The 2,562-nt window shown below is 60.7% G+C and carries 1 protein-coding gene; it reads left to right on the top strand.

Translation table 11 applies throughout. The features are described from left to right. Positions 1-2,520 (top strand): TM0106 family RecB-like putative nuclease (locus tag C6W91_RS20910; RefSeq protein ID WP_370571578.1); only part of this gene is annotated, 2,520 nt, incomplete at its 5' end. Positions 2,521-2,562: the final 42 nt, after the last annotated feature.

The raw sequence follows: 2,562 nt of genomic DNA, 5'->3' as shown, positions 1-2,562 counted from the left end.
GGCCGCATAACCATGAAATCCGCAGCGTCGCCCGAAACGCTTTTCAACATCGATCGGGACATTCCCGTCACTCAGGCCCGCCTGCAGCAGGCCCGCAAAACCGGGGAACCGGATTTCGAACTGCGTGCGCCCGAACCTGGCAAGGGCTTCGACCTTTTGCCGGAACCACAGCCGGGTGACCTGTTTTACGACATTGAAGGCGATCCGCATTACGAGGACGGTCTCGAATACCTGCACGGGATCTGGTTCGACGGGCAGTTCCAGGCGTTCTGGGCTCATGATCACGGTGCCGAAGCGCGGGCATTGTCTGATTTGTTGGCGTTCTTTCGTGCGCGGATCACGCAATACCCCGCCGCGCGTATCTATCACTACGCGCCCTACGAGATCACCGCGCTCAAGCGCCTAACCACCAAATACGGGATCGGTGAGGCTTTCCTCGACCGGTTATTGAGGGAGCGCCGCTTCGTAGATCTGTTCGCCGTCGTGCGCGGCGGGCTGATCGGGTCTGAGCCAAACTATTCCATCAAATCGATGGAGGCCTTCTACGACCGCAAACGCGATGGCGAGGTCAAGACAGCAGGCGGCTCGGTCGTGGCCTATGAGCGCTGGCGCGAAACGCAGGACCAGCAGATTCTGGACGAGATCGAGGATTACAACCGCATCGACTGTATCTCGACCGAGGAATTGCGCGACTGGCTGGTTGGCATCCGGCCTGATGGCCCTTGGCCGACACTTGCCCAGGATGCAGGCGATAAAGAAGCCGAAGAGGATGCCGATACGCAGGCTTTGCGGAACATACTGGCAGGGTCCGGCTTGCCCGAGGCACGGCAGGATATGCTGTTCAACCTCGGTGTCTTTCACAGCCGCGAGGTGAAGCCCGCTCAATGGGCCGTATTCGACAGCGCAGCCAAGGACGAGGATGATCTGCTCGACGATCTAGATGCACTTGGTGGGCTTGAGGCAGCGGGCCCTGTCGAGCCCGTGAAGCGATCCTTCGCGCGGCGGTATACCTATCCCGAACAGGAAACGAAACTGCGGAGCGGCAAGAAGGCGACGGTTCCGGTATTCGACACCCCCCCGACGACGGTCGGCATCGAGTCCATGGATCGGCGGGCACGTGAGATCACCGTTAAGGTAGGTCCGGGCAAGGCCGATCTTCTGGCGGATCAACTGTCGCTGCATCCGGACTGGCCGATCCAGACAAGTGTCATTGCGGGTGCTTTACGCGATGTGATCGCCGATCAGTGCGGCGCGCGCCGGTACACGGCGGTGGACGACCTGCTGTCGCGCGCTGCACCGCGTCTGCGCACTGGCCCACGGGGCGATCTTCTGGGCGGGGCAGAGCCTGTAGGGGGCACTATTGCCGTGGTGAATGACATGGATGAAACGGTCCTGCCGATCCAGGGACCACCCGGCACCGGGAAGACCTATGTCAGTGCCCGCGCGATCCTGTCCCTTGTCCGCCAAGGGTTTCGAGTTGGTGTCGCGTCAAACAGTCACGAGGCGATCCACAATGTTCTGATGGGTTGTCTTCTCGCCCTCGAGGATGACGATCCCGATATCACGTTGGAAAACGTCGAGCTGGCGCACAAGGTTGGCGGAGGTGAGGATGGGTACCCCGACGGTTTGTCCGAGATTACCCGCGCTACGTCGAACGACGACCCTGCGCTATCAGACGCGCATGTCGTGGGCGGCACGGCGTGGTTCTTTTCCCGCGACGAGAATGTGCAGGCCTTTGATTGGCTGTTCGTGGACGAGGCAGGTCAGGTCGGACTTGCCAACATGGCTGCCATGGGGCGTGCCGCGCGAAACATCGTGCTTGTGGGCGACCCACGCCAGTTGCCGCAGGTCATCCAGGGTGCGCATCCCGAGCCTGCGAACCTGTCGTGCCTGGATTGGATGCTCGGTGAGCATGCGACGGTTCCAGCCGACCGGGGCATTTTCCTTCCCACATCTCGGCGCATGCACCCGGAGGTCTGCCGGTTTATCTCGGAACAGGTGTATGAAGGTCGACTGACCAGTCATCCTGATACGGCCAATCAGCGCGTGACAGGCACAGCGCTCCCCGAAGCCGGAGCTTTCTGGGTGCCGGTCCCCCATGAGGGTAATGCACAGATCGCACAGGAAGAAGTCGCCGCGATTGGCAAAACCGTCGCCAAGATTCTTGGTGGAAGCTGGACGGAGAAGGACGGCAGCACGCGACCGATGCGCGAGACAGACATCATCGTCGTCGCCCCATACAACGCACAGGTAAACGCTTTGCGGGATGCGCTTCCATCCGGCGTGCGTGTCGGCACCGTCGATAAGTTTCAGGGACAAGAGGCACCGGTCTGCCTGGTTTCCATGACCGCATCCTCCGCCGAAGAAACCTCGCGCGGGATGGAGTTTCTGTTTTCGTTGAACCGCATCAACGTAGCGGTGTCACGCGCCAAGGGACTCGCATTGGTATTTGGATCGCCGCGATTGCGCGAGGCAAAATGCACCACTGTCGAGCAAAGGGAATGTCCCGATCGATGTTGAAAAGCGTTTCGGGCGACGCTGCGGATTTCATGGTTATGCGGC

The organism is Phaeobacter sp. SYSU ZJ3003, from assembly GCF_041300735.1.
Lineage (GTDB): Bacteria > Pseudomonadota > Alphaproteobacteria > Rhodobacterales > Rhodobacteraceae > Phycobacter > Phycobacter gallaeciensis_A.
The sequence above is the reverse complement of the archived record's forward strand: the minus strand, read 5'-3'. Positions and strand labels throughout refer to the sequence as shown.